7 protein-coding genes and 1 pseudogene are annotated in these 16,136 nt (G+C 70.6%); 6 read left to right on the forward strand and 2 right to left on the reverse strand.

Features of this window, described 5'->3' with window-relative positions:
- Positions 1–24 precede the first annotated feature (24 nt).
- Both ACFVYK_RS19230 and ACFVYK_RS19235 read right to left on the reverse strand, forming a co-directional pair.
- Positions 25–762, reverse strand: a complete 738-nt coding sequence (locus ACFVYK_RS19230) for a hypothetical protein (protein ID WP_389775249.1) — start codon at positions 760–762, stop codon at positions 25–27.
- 139 nt (positions 763–901) lie between these two features.
- Complete coding sequence (locus ACFVYK_RS19235) at positions 902–1,999, reverse strand: DUF5937 family protein (protein WP_389775251.1); 1,098 nt, start codon at positions 1,997–1,999, stop codon at positions 902–904.
- A 56-nt stretch (positions 2,000–2,055) separates the two neighbouring features.
- On the opposite strand from ACFVYK_RS19235, the gene ACFVYK_RS19240 reads away from it, so the two are divergent.
- The 6 genes and pseudogenes from ACFVYK_RS19240 (at position 2,056) to ACFVYK_RS19265 (ending at position 16,065) form a co-directional block, all read left to right on the forward strand.
- Positions 2,056–3,339: an MFS transporter gene (locus tag ACFVYK_RS19240; protein ID WP_389775254.1), complete on the forward strand. Its 1,284-nt coding sequence runs from the start codon at positions 2,056–2,058 to the stop codon at positions 3,337–3,339.
- A gap of 240 nt (positions 3,340–3,579) precedes the next feature.
- Positions 3,580–3,972 carry a hypothetical protein gene (locus ACFVYK_RS19245; protein WP_389775256.1) on the forward strand — a complete coding sequence of 131 codons (393 nt, stop codon included), beginning with the start codon at positions 3,580–3,582 and terminating at the stop codon, positions 3,970–3,972.
- A 387-nt stretch (positions 3,973–4,359) separates the two neighbouring features.
- Positions 4,360–4,647: pseudogene (locus ACFVYK_RS19250) on the forward strand (Tn3 family transposase); the annotation flags it as partial.
- Between the two features lie 31 nt (positions 4,648–4,678).
- Complete coding sequence (locus ACFVYK_RS19255) at positions 4,679–4,852, forward strand: TetR/AcrR family transcriptional regulator C-terminal domain-containing protein (RefSeq protein ID WP_389775259.1); 174 nt, start codon at positions 4,679–4,681, stop codon at positions 4,850–4,852.
- A 533-nt stretch (positions 4,853–5,385) separates the two neighbouring features.
- Positions 5,386–9,510, forward strand: a complete 4,125-nt coding sequence (locus tag ACFVYK_RS19260; RefSeq protein ID WP_389775261.1) for a LamG domain-containing protein — start codon at positions 5,386–5,388, stop codon at positions 9,508–9,510.
- A 117-nt stretch (positions 9,511–9,627) separates the two neighbouring features.
- Positions 9,628–16,065, forward strand: coding sequence for an RHS repeat domain-containing protein (locus tag ACFVYK_RS19265; protein ID WP_389775263.1), 6,438 nt, complete (start codon positions 9,628–9,630; stop codon positions 16,063–16,065).
- The last annotated feature ends 71 nt before the right edge of the window (positions 16,066–16,136 follow it).

The following is a 16,136-nucleotide window of genomic DNA, read 5'->3' on the forward strand; positions in this document are numbered from 1 at the left end:
CCCGTCCAGTTCAACTCGGCTGTTCTATCGAGTGATTGCCTCGCGCATGTGTACGGCAACGCGGCTGATCATCCGGACCGGGTGCGCCGGTATCCCTCCGGCAGGACGCTGGGTGGCAGAGTGCACGTTCGCGTGGTTGATGAACTCCCGCCGCCTCGCCCGTGATGACGAAACACTGCCCGCTACCAGCGAGGCGATGATCCGGTGGTCCATGGTCACGCGGATGAGCCGGCGTCTGGCACGGCCACGGCCGGCCGGCACTGAATGCCCCCGACGTCTCCTGCCGCAGCCGCCCGCGCTCCGCCAGACGCCTGGCCTGCGAGTGCACCCCCCGACCTTCGCCGGCATGGTCGCCAGAGCCAGGCCCACCGCGATCTCCTTGGCCTTGAGCGGCCCTTGGCCCGCCGGGGCCCGTTCCTCGAGCACACCCAGAATCCGCTGGTAGTCCGGCGCCAGAACCGTCACCGGCAGTCCGTCCCGCCAGGGCGGCACCGTCGAGCCCGGCACCGGTGCGGGCAAGGGCCCTGTTTCCTGCTCCGCCTCGGCCAAGGACTCGCTCACGGCAGTCGCCTCGGCCGCGGAGGCGGCCAACGCCTCGACCAGCTCCTCCCGCGCGATCACCCGCCGGTCCAGCTCGATCTCCGCGACCTCCAACGCCTCAGCCAGCCGCGCGACTTCCTCCCGCAGATCGTGCACCCGCACCCGCACCCGCACCCGGGCAGCCGCCTCCCGCTCCTCCAGCATTCCCAGCACCGACGCCACCGCGCACCCCTCGCCCATGACGCGGACACAAGAGGCCGCATGCCTCCCTCACCCTGAGCGAGACCATGCCTGACCAGCAGAAATCAAGGGATCACGTTCGATTGAGATACGGCTTCTCAGTCCAGCGTGACTGAGCGCTTCAGTTGGCGCCTGAGCGCTTGAGTCGGCCCGGTTTCGCATCGCGGTTGGCCGCTCGAAACTCGTTGGCAGTCTGTGGGTGCTGGGTTTGTGTGTCCGCAGCGGATGGTGGTGAGCCCGACTCAGCAGCCTCTGTCACTGTCTGGCCGGCTTGGGTGCGTGCGTACAGGACCTGCCTGCCTGCGCGGTGGGCGCTGACCAGACCGGCGTTCCGCAGGGCGGTGAGGTGCTGGGAGGTGCCGCCGGGGGTCAGGCCGGTACGGCGGGCGAGTTCGGTGGTGGATGCGGGGGCGGTCAGCTCGGTCAGGACCATCGCGCGGGAGCGGCCCAGCACCCCCGCCAGGGCGTTGGGGACGGTCGCGGGCCGGGTGTGCCAGAGCGTGCCGACGGCGCGGGGTGGATAGCGCAGCGAGGGCTGCCACGGTTCGTTGAGCACGGAGAAGACGCGTGGCCAGATGAAGACGGAGGGCACCAGCAGCAGGCCTTGGCCGTCGAGCCGTCGAGCCCCGCGCGCGGTGCGGTGTTCCAGGTGCAGGGTGCCTTGAGCCCAGGTGACCTGCGGGTCGAGGTCGGTGAACAAGTGCTGTGCGCCGCCGGCGACCAGGCGGCCGGCGCGGTAGCGGATGTCGTCCTCCAGCAGGGTGAGGATGCGTGACCAGTACGGGGCCAGCGCCAGCTCCCAGTACGCCTCGATCGCATCTGCCAGCCGCGCGAGCTCGGTGGCCGGATTGCCGCGCAGCGCCGCCATCCGCGCTTCCGGCACCTCGGCCGTGGTGTGCAGAAGCGCCGGCGGCATGGCCCGCACCGTGGCCAGCTCCACCTCCAGCGACGGCAGCGGCGTCGTGGGCGGCGGACAGATGAACCCCGGGATGCGGCCGGCCCAGGGCGAGCGCACGGGCATCGGGACGAGGTCGAACAGCGGGCTCAGATCGAGACCTGCCGCCGCCAGCCGGGGGCGTACGCGGTCTGCCCATGTGCGGTGCAGGCCGTGTTCGTCCGCACCCTTGAGCACCCGGACGCTTGCCACGACCTCCCACAGCGGGGAGATCGCGAAGCGGGTGCGTGCCACGTCCTCCATGGCGAATTCGACCTGGATCATTTAGCTCAGCCTAAATCTCTGTGGGGAGCCGCGCAGCGTCCCGCACCGTACGCCGCATGACCCAAGCTCCAGATTCTCCGTGGCGCGTGGGCGCCTTCCGCACGCTCTTTGCCGCAAGCGCCCTCAGTCACCTCGGCAGCAACGTCGGTTATGTGGCGATACCGCTGCTCGCCGTCACCACGCTCGACGCCGGCCCCGGCCAGGCCGGTGCGCTGGCCGCGCTGTCCACCGCCGCCTTCCTGCTCATCGGGCTGCCCGCGGGCGCGTGGGTGGACCGCCTGTCCGGGCGCCGCCTGCTGGTGGCCGCCGACGCCGCTCGCGCGGTGTTGCTCGCCTCGATTCCGGTCACCTGGTGGCTGGGCGTGCTCTCGCTGCCGCAGCTGTACGCAGTGGTGCTGCTGAGCGGTTGTGCCACCGTGTTCTTCGACGTCGGCTCGCAGAGTGTCCTGCCCGAACTGGTCGGCCGCGAGCGCCTGGTACCGGCGAACGCCGCCATCGTCAGCCTGATGGCCGGCGCCAACATCGCCGGCCGCGGCGCCGGCGGCTTCATGGTCCAACTCCTCACGGCACCCCTGGCGATTCTCGGCGGGGCCCTCGCCTACCTCGCCTCCGCCGGCGGCCTCACCGGTATGGCCCGCAACCCCGCTCGCACGCAGCCCTCGACCGCCAGGCGACGGATACGTACCGAGATCGCGGAAGGGCTGCGCCACGTCTTGGGCACCCGCGAGCTGCGGTCCCTGGCGCTCACCGCGACCCTCACCAACCTCGGCGCACAGATGATCAACGCCATGTTGCCGGTGCTGTTCACCCGCGAACTGCACCTGCCCGCCGCAGCACTCGGCCTGTACTGGGCAGCCGGCGGCCTGGGCATCCTGTTCGGTGCCCGCCTCGCCCGCCCCCTCGCCGCCAGCCTCGGTCACGGCCGCACCCTGGCCCTGGCCGGGCTGTGGTTCGCACCCGCCGCGCCGGCCGTTGCACTGGTCGGCACCGGTACGTGGCTGTGGGTGGCCGGCGCTGGGTGGCTGGCCACCATGACCAAGACGGGCATCGACAACGTCCTGGGCGTCACCTTGCGCCAGCACCTGACTCCGGATCCGCTACTCGGCCGCATGAACGCCACCTTCCGCTTCCTGCTCACCGGCGCCCTGGCCATCGGCTCCACCCTGGCCGGCCTCATCGGTGAGGCCGCGAACGTACGCATCGCCGTGTGGGCAGGCGCCGTGTGCCTGGCCAGCGCCTTCCTCCCGGTCTTCTGCTCCCCCATCCGTGCACTCCGAGAGCTGCCGGGAACTCCGGCACCGCCCCACCGGGCATCAGCGACGTCCGCCACCGAAGCGTGAACCCGGCGCCGCCCGTACGCCCACCTCCGTCGCGCTTGACGACGCGTCGCTCGGGGCGGCGGCGCGGCATCCGGGCCTCGGTGTCGCCGCGTTTGCGCGCGGGCCGATCTCCAGCGTGTCGGCGCCTGCGCGGGCCGACGGCTGACCCGGGCCGACGGCTGACCCGGGCCGACGGCTGACGCGGGCCGGACGGGGCATCCGCAACTGCACCAGGAACAGCCCACCCACCGGGAGCCATCCGTGACCCGACACCTCGCCCTCGCCCGCGCCTGCCGCGCTCTGGCCCTCGCCGAACTGGCCGCCGCGGCCTGGCTTCTCACCAACCACGAGGGGCTGCTCGGGATCCTCGTCGTCTGGGCCGCGCCCAGCCTGCTCGCCGCCGACGTCGTATGCCGGGGCGCGCACCACCGCGCGCGGGCCGAGGCGCAGCGCGCGGCACAGCTGGAGGCCGGCGAGCAAGTCCGGCCGCTCACGCCGTGCTGCCCGTTGTGGAAGCACTCCGACGGCCAGGTCCACGGACCGGGCTGCACCCGCCCACCCCTCCCCCGACGCGACACCTACCGCCTCGACGAGGGCGGCCGAGCCGCGTTCGACGAGATCGTCCGCCACTACCACGACCGGAGTTCGGCCTGACCGGCCCGCCGTCCGCTCCGAGTCGAAGGTGTGGAGGCGGCCTGGTTGTCGCGGGACACGACGTCGGTGATGCAAGCCGAGGAGAAGCGGCGGGGCAAGATCATCGCGTGGTGCCGGCGGAACCTCCCCGCATGCGAGCTGGCGAACGAGTCTCCCCGAACACCATCTGCTGAAACTGGAGCTGGCCACCGCCGCGCTGACGCGCCACGGGCGCGGCGCCCCGCCGACGCGCAACTGACTGAGCACGCCCCCGATCCCCGGGGGCGTCCGCGCCGGCACGGGTGGAGGCGTTGCGGTCGAAGGCAAAGCGCCTGGTCGCGCGGGGCTGGCTGGCCGAGAGGCGGACGCATCCAGTTCAGCGGAAGTCACCGAGGTCCGGGAGGGCCGTACGACCTGCTGCGGATGTTCGGCCGCGAGGGACGCCCCACCCCGCTGGGGCAGGCGTTCGCCGAGCACGGGCGCATCGCCAAGACCGAGCACCTGCTCCGCGTGGTCGACCCGGTCGGCGACACCTACCGCCATCAGATGAACCGGCAGCTCACCGTGCGGGAGTCCCGCCACAAGGTCGACCGCGACGTGTGCCACGGCAGGCGCGGCACCATCCACCAGGCGTACCGCGACGGCATGGAGGACCAGCTCGGCGCGCTCGGCCTGGTCCTCAACGCCATCGTGCTGGGAAGCCGAGCGTGAGGCGGGCAACGCTGATGTGCCCGACGCCGAGAGCGCCGCGAACCGGTTCCTCGGCATGATCGCCAACTACGTCCTGCGGCCCCGCATGCTGCTGACCGGCTGGAACCCCGCAGCCTCCGACATCCACCACGCCGTCGAAGGGGCCGTCCAGACCATGCTCGCCAGATACACCCCCGACCCGTCGGCCTGACCCGAAGCCGGAACTTCGACACTGACGCGCCATGCCAAAGCCCGCGACGCCTTCACCCGCGGCCCTTCCGCCCGCGGTTGGCGTGACCCGATTCTCCCTCCGCCCGCGCCGATCCCCGCCCTGGCCGTGATGCCGAGCCGTGCCGCCGTCAGAGGGTGGGGACGACGGGTGTAGTGCCGAGTCGACGGCCTCCGATCTCCCTGATCCCCGCCGTGAACACGCAAGTCGGGCCTGGACAAAGCAGATTGACAGTTTCGATCAGCCACCCGATAGTCGTCTTCACAATATGAAGATCGCATGAGAGGCCTGGCGTGGCTGAAAGTACACGGGGGAGAGCAGCCATCGGCGCGATCTCCCTACTGGTCGGAGCGTTGCTCACGGGCCAGCTACCAGGATCGTCCCTTCCCACCGCGGTCGCGCAGACCTCGGAAACGGCGGGGACCCGGTCACCGGCCTCCGACGACCCCGCACCGGACACCCTTTCCCCCGCCGTCGACCAGGCGCGGAAAGAGGCCGAACGAGCCGGGAAGCGAGTGGAGGTCGTCTCCGAACGCGGCGCGAGCCGCGAGCTGTTCGCCAACCCGAGCGGCACCCTCACCGAGATCACGCACCTGCAACCGGTGCGCACCCGCCGGGCGGGCAAGTGGGTCGACATCGACACCGGCCTGCGGCGACTGGACGGGGTCGGCATCGCGCCGGTCGCCGTCACCTCAGATGTCGTGTTCTCGGCGGGCGGAAGCCGGGACCCGCTGGTCAGGATGACCAAGGCGGGCCGGGAGCTGTCTTTGTCGTGGCCCGGCACGCTGCCCGCCCCCGTGCTCTCGGGATCGTCCGTGACCTACCCGGAGGTTCTGCCGGGGGTGGACCTGCGGATGACCGCCGAGGCCGACGGATTCTCACAGGTCGTGGTGGTCAAGAACGCCGAAGCCGCGGCGAATCCGGCGCTCGCCGAACTGCGGCTGCCCGTGGCCGGCAAGGGACTCACGGTCCGCTCGAGCGCCGACGGGGGGCTTGAGGCGGTCGACGCGCAAGCAGGGGGCGTGGCTTTCGAAGCCGCTCAGCCGGTGATGTGGGATTCCCGTGAACCCGGCGCGGACGCGCCGCCGAGCACGGGCCAGGTACCGGGCGCCCGGACCAGGACGTCGTCCACCAAGGCCACCCCGTCCGGCGCCACCGCCAAGTCCGCCGCGCCAAAGGGCGCTTCGTCTGCCGCGCTTTCCCCGGAGCTGTACGACGGCCCCAGTGACACCTCGGCACGGGCCGACGTCGGCGCCTTGGTGAGCGGGAACTCGCTCCTGCTCACCCCCGACACGGAGCTGCTGTCCGGCGAGGACACCCGCTACCCGGTCTTCATCGACCCGGCCTGGTCCTCACCGCGTGCGTCTGCCTACGCGATGGTCTCCCGCGCCTTCCCCGACTCCGACTTCTACAAGTTCGACGGCGCCGCCGACTCCGGTCTGGGCTTCTGCCCGCCGAACTTCACCGGTCTCAAGTGCGCGCCGAACGACGCCAAGCGGCTGTTCTACAAGCTGCCCGTGACCAGCTTCGCGGGGAAGAGCATCACCAGCGCCGAGTTCGTCGTCCGTGAGACCTTCGCCTACAACTGCGTCAAGCAGCCGGTGGAGTTCTGGCGCACCAAACCGCTCACCTCGACGACGTCCTGGAACGACCAGAAGGCCTCGGGTTACTGGATCGACCAGATGCCGACCGTGACGGCCGCCAAGGGCGCCACCGCCTCCTGCCCGGACGGCGACCTGGAGTTCAACGCCAAGGACGCGGTCGCCTGGGCCGCCGCCAACAAGCAGACCTCGCTCACGTTCGGACTCAAGGCGCCGAACGAGAGCGCCGAGAACCAGTGGAAGCGCTTCGCAGGAAACGGCTTCCTGCGGGTCGAGTACAACAACCCGCCGAACCAGCCCAAGCAGTCGCAGCTGACCATGAGCCCCGGCGGCAGCTGCACCGTGTCGCCCAAGGCGGTGAACGTCATCCCCAAGGCGACGGCCGTCCTGTCGGACCCCGACAAGGACCAGGTGTACGCCGAGTTCAAGGTCGACTGGGACGCGGGCGACAGCGGCGGCTGGAAGGAACACTGGAACTCCGGCCGGATCGGCCCCAAGGCCTCCGGACAGCCGTTCACGATCACCCTTCCGTCGAGCATCCCGCAGAACGTCACGGCCGCGTGGAGCGTGCGCGCCTCGGACGGCAAGCTGTGGGGGCCCTGGAGTTACGCCGGTGACACCCAGACCGGCTGCTACCTGACCTACGACTCCAAGCACCCGGCCGCGCCGACCGTGACGTCCGCGCAGTACCCCCTCTCGCACACCGACGACCCGCTCGACCCCTGGCTGGACGGGGTCGGACGGTACGGCCGCTTCACGATCGACTCGACCGCGCCGGACGTGACCAAGTACTGGTTCGGTCTGAACGCGGACCCGACCGCGGCGAACGAACGCAAGCCGGCGACCCCCGGAGCGCCCGTCTCGATCGACGTCATGCCGACCCGGCCGGGGCTCAACTACCTCTACGTCCAGGCCTGGGACGCCAACAACAACGACAGCACGATCGCCAACTATCCGTTCCGGGTGGCCACCGGCCAGCCCGAACGCGCCGCCTGGACGCTCGACGCCCCGGCCGACTCGACGCAGGACCCGGGCAGCGGTGGTGCCCGGCCCGCTCTGCTGGAGGGCACCGCGGCACTCGGTGAACCGGGCGTCCGCGGCACGGCCCTCGCCCTGAACAACGCGGGCGCCACCGACGGCTTCGCGGCCGCCGGCCCCCATCTGCTCGACACCGACGGCGACTTCACCGTCTCCACCTGGGTGCGCCTCGACTCGGACGCCGGCACCGCCACCGCGGTGAGCGTCGACGGCACGTACCACGCGGGCTTCTACCTCGGCTACGAGGGAGGAAGCAAGCGCTGGGCGCTGCGCGTGCCCACCAAGGACGCCGCAGGCGCCGGCTTCGGCGTCCAGCAGGTGCTGTCACCGGCCCCGCCGCAGGTCGGCAAGTGGACCCACCTCGCGGCCGTCCGTGACGCGGCGGCCGGCAAGTACACCCTGTACGTGGACGGCGTCCCGGCCGGCACGTCCGCCGTCACCACTCCCTGGCACGCCGCCGCCAACCTCCAGTTCGGCAGGGCCAAGTACAACGGCGCCTACGTGGACCCGTGGAAGGGCGCGATCGACGAGACCGCCGTCTACGACCGCCCGCTGGGCGCGGAGGACGTCGGTCGGCTGGCCCGTCAGGAGCCCGTGACCACGGGACGTCCGGCCAAGGCGGCCTGGGACTTCGACGACCCGACCACCTCTCAGGTGGCGAAGGGCGCGAGCCAGGTGAACCCACTGGTCCTCAAGGGCGGCGGCGGTACGTTCGGCGTCCCGGGCAACGTCGCAGGGGCCCTGGACCTCAGCTCCACCGCGAACGGCTACGCGAGCACCACCGGGCCACAGGTCAACACCCTGCGCAGCTTCTCGGTGGCCGCCTGGGCCAGACTCCCCAAGGCGGAGTCCGCCGCGGCGCAGATCATCGCGACCCAGGCCGGCGCGGAGCAGAGCGGCTTCGAGCTCTACTACTCCGGCTCGTATCGCCGTTGGGTCTTCAACCGGTACGACTCCGACGCCGCGGGCGTGCAGCCGACCCGGGCCATGGCCAACCTCGGCAAGCCCGCCGCCGAGCAGGTCTATCCCGGCGACAGCTGGCACCATCTCCTCGGCGTCTACGACAGCACGCTGAAGGAGCTGCGGCTCTTCGTGGACGGCAAGCTCGTGTCCACGGTGCCGTTCGCGCCCGCACCCTGGGATGCCACCGGCCCGGTGCAGGTCGGCGCGGGGTCGTACGCTGGCCGGCCCAGCTCCTTCTTCACAGGGCAGATCGACGATGTGCGCCTGTACGACCGGGTGGTCTCCAAGGACGAGGCCGGTGACCTGTTCAAACAGCATCCGCAGGTGAAGGGCCGCTGGAAGTTCGACGCCACGACAGCGGGCACACCTGCTTCCAGCCCCGACGACAGCGCCGGCAAGCGGCCCGCGGTCCTGGGCGCCCAGGCGGCCGTGCAGCCGGGCGCCGGATGGGTCGGCGCGGGTGGTCTGGTCCTGGACGGGATGGACGACTACGCCGCCGCCGCGACGGTCCCGGTGAACACCAAGGAGAGCTTCACCGCGACCGCCTGGGTGAACACCGCGGCCCGCCCGCAGAAGAAGGTCACCGTCCTGTCGGCGGAGGGCGCGGTCAACAGCGCCTTCACGGTCCGGTACGCGCCGGACCCCACGGACCCGCAGAACCAGGGAGGTTACGAACTCGAGTTGCCCAGCGAGGACGCGACGGGCGCCGCCCGGCCCGTGGTACGGCATTCGAGCTTCCAGTCGGACTTCGAGTGGGACCACCTGGCGGTCGTGTACGACGCGTTCGCCGACGAGGCGCGGTTGTACGTCAACGGCCACCTGGAGCAGGTCCTGGACGCCATGTCGTGGCGGGCCAACGTCCTGCCGTTCCAAGCGACCAAGCAGCTCCAGTTCGGACGCAACAAGGAGAACGGGACGACCGGCGAGTACTGGCCGGGCGTGATCGACGACGTGTGGCTGTTCTCCGGCGTGGCGAGTGACGCCCAGATCGTCAAACTCGGCAACGGGGAGTCCCTGGACACGGTCCCGGGCCCTTAGCCCGCGCTCCCGGCGCCGCGACTGCGCGCCTCCCTCGACCCGTGGGCCCCGACCGGGGCCCACGGGCTCCGCAAGCATCCGGACTCACCCCCACCCACCAACGTAAGGACCATTGGGTTGTCCAGACCCATACGGCCGCCTCGTGCGGCCCGCTTCCACCGGTACACCGCCCTGGCGGTGGCCGCGCTCATGGCCGGCTCGCTGTTCCAGGCCGAGCCCGCGCTGGCCGCCGCGAAACCCGGCGGCGTCCGGCACACCTCGCCCGTCGAGGCGGACCACCCCGTCCCGGGCAAGCCGCTGAAGACCAAGCCGCGCAAGGCGGACGGGCTGGCTGCCGGCCCTCGCCGTGCTCCTCACGCCGCCTGGCCGGCGGCCGCAGCCGTGCAGGTCACGCTGCCCGCCGCGGCCACGGGCTCGGCGGCCGCCCCGAGCTCGGGAACCGGCGGAAAGGCGGCGGGCAAGCGGGCCGCAGGCCCTGCCGTCGCGCAGTTGCCCGTACCCGGCCTGCCCGTCCGGTTGCAGGCCGACCCGGCGGCCACCGGTCCCGTCAAGGCCCAGGTGCGGCTCCTGCCGAAGGACACCGCCCGCGGCCTCGGCCTCGACGGAGTCCTGCTCTCCGTCGGCGCCGGCGGGTCCGCGAGCGCGTCCACCGGCTCCCGCAGCGTCGGCGTCACCCTGGACTACTCCGCGTTCGGCGAGGCCTACGGCGGCGACTACGGCGCCCGGCTGCATCTGGTCACCCTGCCCTCCTGCGCGCTGACCACACCGAAGCTGCCCCGCTGCCGGACGACGACGCCGGTGACCGGACGCAACGACAGCGAGAAGCGCACCGTCTCCGCCGATGCCGTCGCGCTGCGTCCCGCCTCCTCGGCCGTCCTCCTCGCCGCCGTGGCCGAGCCCGACGGCGGCTCGGCGGGCGCCGGCGACTACACCGCCACCCCGCTGTCGTCGTCCGCCGCGTGGCAGACCAGTCTCCAGACGGGCGACTTCTCCTGGTCCTACCCGCTGACCGCGCCGACCGTGCCCGGCGGACTGCTGCCCAAGCTGTCCGTCGGCTACTCCTCGGGCGCCGTCGACGGACAGACCACCACGAGCAACAACCAGTCCTCGTGGGTCGGTTCGGGCTTCGACATGAACACCGGCTTCATCGAGCGGCGCTACAAGCCGTGCGGCGAGGACGGAGACTGGAGCAAGGACGACGCCCCCGGCGACCAGTGCTGGGGCTACGACAACGCCACCATCAGCTTCAACGGCCGCGCGGGCGAACTGATCCCCGCGGGCAAGGACGTCTGGCGGATCCGCAACGACGACGGCACCCGCGTCGAGAAGCTCAGCAACGCCACCGACCGGGCCAACGGCGACAACGACGGCGAGTACTGGAAGGTGACGACCACCGACGGTCTGCAGTACTTCTTCGGTTACAACCGCCTCCCCGGCTGGAGCGCGGGCAAGGCCGAGACGAAGTCCACCTGGACCGTGCCGGTCTTCGGCAACAACATCGACGAGCCCTGCCACCAGGCCACCTTCGCCGCGTCCTGGTGCCGCCAGGCCTGGCGCTGGAACCTCGACTACGTCGTCGACCTCCAGGGCAACGCGATGTCCTACTGGTACGACCCGGAGAGCAACTCCTACGGCCGCAACCGGGTGGCCGCCGACGACACCCCGTACGAGCGCGGCGGCGTCATCGACCGCATCGAGTACGGACAGCGCAACGACACGCTCTTCGCCGCCAAGCCCGCAGGCAAGATCGTCTTCACGAACACCGAGCGGTGCATCCAGGCCACGGCCGCCGACTGCGACGCATCGGAGATCGAGAAGAACCCCACCCGATGGGAGGACACGCCGTACTACCTGAACTGCAAAGCGGGTACCGACTGCGACAAGGGCCGGTTCGCCCCCTCCTTCTGGTCCCGCAAGCGACTGTCCAAGATCACCACTCAGGTTCTGCAGCCCTCGGGCGGCTACGCGGACGCCGACGCCTGGGCGTTCACCCAGCGGTGGGGCGACGCGGACATCGACCGGTCCCTGCTCCTGGAGTCGATCCAGCACACCGGCCTGTCCGCCACTCCGCCGATCACGCTGCCCAAGGTGACCTTCGGCTACAAGCAGGGGCCCAACCGCCTCGACCGGCTCGGTGACGGCATCGCACCCTTCATCAAGTACCGGCTCGCCAACGTCTCCGACGAGTCGGGCGGCTCGATCGACGTCGCCTACTCGGAGCCCGAGTGCGACTTCGCCGCCCTGCCCACGCCGGAGACGAACACCACCCGCTGCTTCCCGCAGTACTGGCAGCCCGCGGGCGCGCCCGATCCCGTACAGGAGTGGTTCAACAAGTACGTCGTCACACAGGTCACCGCGACCGACCGCACCGGCGGCTCGGACGACATGGTCACCCGGTACGCCTACCTGGACGGCGCCGCCTGGCACTACGCCGACGACGACGGCCTGACCAAGGAGAAGTACAAGACCTGGTCGCAGTGGAACGGCTACGGCCGGGTCCAGGTTCAGTCCGGCGGCTGGGACCGCATGCGCTCGCTGGGCGAGCACTGGTTCCTGCGGGGCATGGACGGCGACCGCAAGAACGCCGCGGGCGGGACCAGGACGGTGACCGTCTCCGACGGCGAGGGCGGCAGTCTCACCGACCACGAGGCCTTCCAGGGAACCGAGTTCAAGACGATCAACTACACCGGGCCGGGCGGCACGGTGGAGAGCAAGACCGTGAGCACCCCGTGGCGGAAGGAGACCGCCAAGCGCATACGGAATTGGGGCACGGTCACCGCGAATCTCACCGGCACGGCCGCGACCCGCACGTGGGACCGCAAGCACGACGGCAGCTGGCGGCAGACGTCCACCGCGACCAAGTACGACGACCTGGGACGCGTCGTCGAGGACAGCGACCTCGGTGAGGCCGCGTCCGGCGACGAGAAGTGCACGACCACCCAGTACGCCGACAACGCCACCACCTGGCTGCGCGCCCTGCCCAAGCAGGTCGAGGTCCTCGACGTGGCGTGCGGCACGGCTGTCACCTACCCCGCGCACCTGCTCTCCCGCAAGCGCAACACCTACGACTCCCTCGCCTTCGGAGCCACGCCCACCCGGGGCCTGCTCACCAAGCAGGAGGAGTTGGTCGGTTACACCGGCGCCACACCCGACTACCGGTGGAAGAGCACCGGATACGACAGCTACGGGCGGGTGAAGTCCACCTCCGACTCGTCAGGGGCGAGCGGTACGACCGTCTTCGCCGCGGCGACAGCCACCAAGCCGGCCACCCTCACCGTGACGGGCACCGAACTGATCGCCGGCACCCCGTCCAGTGCTCAATCCGTCGTGACCGAGTTCGACGGCGTCCGCTCGCTGCCCATCGCCTCGATCGACACCAATGGCAAGCGCAGTGACGCGGAGTTCGACGCGTTGGGCCGACTCACCAAGGCCTGGCTCGCGAACCGGCCCAAGGCCTCCAGCCCGACGCCCAGCCTGGAGTACGCCTACCGCATCGCCGAAGGCGACATCGCCGCGGTCGTCGCCAAGAAGCTGACGAACGACGGCAGCCAGCAGGCGTCCTACATCCTCTACGACGGCTGGTTGCGGCCCCGCCAGTCGCAGTCCGCCGGACCCGACGGCGGCCGGCTCGTCGACGACACCTTCTACGACGGACGCGGTCTCGTCGTGCGGAAGTACGCGCCGTACTACACCGCCAAGGCGCCCGAGGCCAAACTCTTCGGCGTCACCGAGCAGGGCTCCGTGGACACCCAGACCGTCAACGAGTACGACGGCCTGGGCCGCCCGACCGTCACCAAGACGCTCCGGGGCAACGGCGTCGGCGTGGAGCTGTCCCGAACCACGACCGCCCACAGCGCCGACCTGGTCACCGTCGACCCGCCGGCCGGCGCCACCCCGACCGCGACCGTGCTCGACGCGGCGGGCCAGACGACGGAACTGCGGCAGTTCCACGGGGAGTCGCCGACCGGCGCCTACGACAGCACGCTGTACGAGCACGACGCGGACGGCCACCTGGCAAAGGTCACCGGCCCCGACAAGACGGTCCGCTCCTACACCTACGACCTGCTCGGCCGCCAGCTCACCTCCACCGACCCGGACTCCGGCACCACCAGGACGACGTACGACGACGCGGACCGGGTCACCACCGCGACCGACGTCGGCCGTCAGAAGACGCTCGCCTTCGTCTACGACCGGCTCGGCCGGCACACCGAGACCCGGGAGAACTCCGCTACGGGCCCCCTGCTGGCCTCCTGGACCTTCGACACCGTGCGCAAGGGCTACCTGGCCAGCTCCACCCGGTATGTCGGCGGCGCGGGCGGCGCCCAGTACACGCAGACCATCAACGCCTACGACAACCTGTACCGGCCGCTGCGCACGACCGTGTCGATCCCGTCGGCGGAGCCCGGTCTGGGCGGTACCGCGGGCGTCAGCTACCAGACGAACACCACCTACAACCTGGACGGGACCGTCAAGTCCGCCAGCTATCCGGCGGCGGGGAACCTGCCCGCCGAGGTGGTCGCACCGACCTACGACGGCCTTCAGCGCGTGGTCAAGGCCGAAGGCCTCGGCACCTACGTCGGACACGTGCGCTACAGCCTCACCGGCAAACTGGAGGAGCTGGAACTCGGCGACGCCGGCAAGCGGGTGTGGATCAACAACACCTACGAGCCGGGCACCCAGCTGCTGTCCACCAGCCGCACCGAACGCGAGGGGATCGCCGGCGTCGACCGTGCGGTCGCCTACGACTACGACGAGTCGGGCAACGTCGACTCGGTCACCGACGCCTCCCGCCAGGGCACGGACCGGCAGTGCTTCCGCTACGACTACCTGCAGCGGCTGACCGAGGCGTGGACGCCGGCCGGGGACTGCTCCTCTGCCCCCGGCGCCACCGCGCTCGGCGGGCCCGCGCCGTACTGGCAGTCGTACACCTACACGGCAGGCGGGAACCGCGACACGGACACCACGCACGACACCACCGGGAAGGTCGCGGGAGACGTCACCCGCACCTATCGCTACGACGAGAACGGGAAGGGCCAGCCCAACACCCTGACGTCCATCTCCTCGGCGGGCGCTGTCACCGGCAAAGACACCTACACCTATGAACCCGGCGGCGGCACCGAGTCCCGCACGCCGAGCGGCGGGGCCAAGCAGACGTTCGGCTGGGACTCCGAGGGCAACCTCGCCTCCGTCACCGAAGGCTCCGCGACGACCCAGTACCTGTACGACGCCGACGGCAAGCGTCTGATCAGCCGAGGTCCCGGCGGCGTCTCGACGCTGTACCTGGGAGCCACGGAGATCACCTGGACGAAGGCCACCGGCAAGACGACCGCCCGGCGCTACTACGACCTCGGCGGGGCGAGCGCCGTGCGGCAGGACGACGGCAGGCTCTCCTTCGTCGTCGCCGACCACCACGGCACCGGTGAACTCGCCGTCGACGCCGCGACCCAGACCATGGTGCAACGCCGCACCACACCCTTCGGCGAGGCACGCGGCACGCCGCCGGCAGCCGGAAGCTGGCCGGGCGCCAAGGGCTTCGTCGGCGGTACGCAGGATCCGACCGGACTCACCCACCTCGGGGCCCGGGAGTACGACCCGAAGACGGGCCGCTTCTCGAGCGCCGACGCGGTGGTCGACCCGGCGGACCCCCAGCAGTTGAACGGTTACGCCTACGGGCACAACAACCCGCTGCGGCGCAGCGACCCGACGGGCAACTACGACCCGGACATGATGGCGTGGTGCCAGGACAACCCCGGCAAGTGCCAGGGCGGAAGGATCATCCCCAGCAAGCCCTCGAAGCCCAAGAAGAACCCCAACCCCGGCATGGACAGGAAGCGCGCCCACATGCCGGCCGTGCAGAACCAGCGCCTCAAGGACATCATCGAAGAGCTCTACATCAGGCCGCAGGTCGCGGACAAGGACGTCGTCGGCGACGGCAAGACGGCCACTGCCCTGATCGAGGAGATGAACGAGGGCAAGGCCTTCGGCGGTGACGGGACCAAGTGGCACATCGAGAAGGCGGTCTCGAAACTCGGCGGTCTTCGAAAGCTGCTGGAGGACGATCGTAAAGCCAAGGAAGACACCGGAAAGGGCATCCTCTCCGATTCCGACCACAAGGTCGCGATGAGCGAGTCAAAGGAACTCTGGACGGCTCTCCAGGCGGACGACGTCGCTGGCGAGGTGACGAAAAGAGTGAACGCGTCGGGGTTTGCGAAGACGGTGTCAAAGCTCGTGAAGGACGTCATCTCTTCGGAATCGATGAGCGAGATCACCGGCCAGAAGTTCGCCGTCCCCGAGAATCTGCACCCGAAGGCCGCCCAGCGGGCCGTGCCCACGGGCGAGAGGGTCAAGGGCCGCGGTTTCGCCAAGGCGTTCGGGGTGGTGGGCGGCGCCGCCAGCGTTGCGCAGTTCCCGGTGGACGCCTACAACTACGGCTTCGAGGAAGCGACGAAACAGCTCTCGGAGTCTCTGACGGACCCGCTGGACGTGGTCCCCGACGGTCAGGGCGCGGGATGCCTGTTCTTCGGTGACTGCTATGTGGTGACCCCCATGGCTTAACACCGGCGGAGCACGTACCGACAGCGCCACCGGCCGGGAGGATCCCCGGCCGGTGGCGCGGTAGTATCAGC

Origin of the sequence: Streptomyces sp. NPDC058291 (assembly GCF_042880855.1) — a bacterium.
Lineage (GTDB): Bacteria > Actinomycetota > Actinomycetes > Streptomycetales > Streptomycetaceae > Streptomyces.